At 61.3% G+C, this 463-nt stretch carries 1 protein-coding gene; it reads right to left on the bottom strand.

What is annotated here, in order from left to right; all coding sequences use genetic code 11:
- On the bottom strand, positions 1 to 390 hold a 390-nt coding region (locus tag J5M71_RS28110), incomplete at its 3' end, for an alpha/beta fold hydrolase (protein WP_207838873.1).
- Positions 391 to 463: the final 73 nt, after the last annotated feature.

Raw genomic sequence — 463 nt, 5'->3', positions numbered from 1 at the left:
GTGCTCAAGCTGCACGCCTTGGGCTTCGAGACGGCCGCCGAGACTTGCTGCAACAAATCCGCCGAAGGAGAAACCGAACAGGGTCAGCGGCAGATCCGGGTGTTTTTCCCGCAGCCATGCAGCGGCGGCCTGGGCGTCGTCGACTTCACCGGTGCCCATATCGTGCTCGCCCTGGCTGGCGCCGACGCCGCGATAGTTGAAACGCACGGTGATCAGGCCTGCGTCACGCGCGGTGCGTTGCAGGGTCGAGACGACCTTGTTGAGCATGGTGCCGCCCTGTACCGGGTTCGGATGGCAGATCAGCGCGATGCCGCGCGGCTGCTCGTTATCCAGATACAAAGCTTCAATTTGGCCGACAGGGCCGTCAATCACTACAGGGGTTTCACGCATCAGCAAGGGAGGAACTCCGTGACCTCGAATCGGGTCGACTCGTCTAGCAAATTGTCTGTGCCAATCTATTGCG

The sequence above is a fragment of the Pseudomonas sp. 43(2021) genome (assembly GCF_017490805.1).
GTDB lineage: Bacteria > Pseudomonadota > Gammaproteobacteria > Pseudomonadales > Pseudomonadaceae > Aquipseudomonas.
The sequence above is the reverse complement of the archived record's forward strand: the minus strand, read 5'-3'. Positions and strand labels throughout refer to the sequence as shown.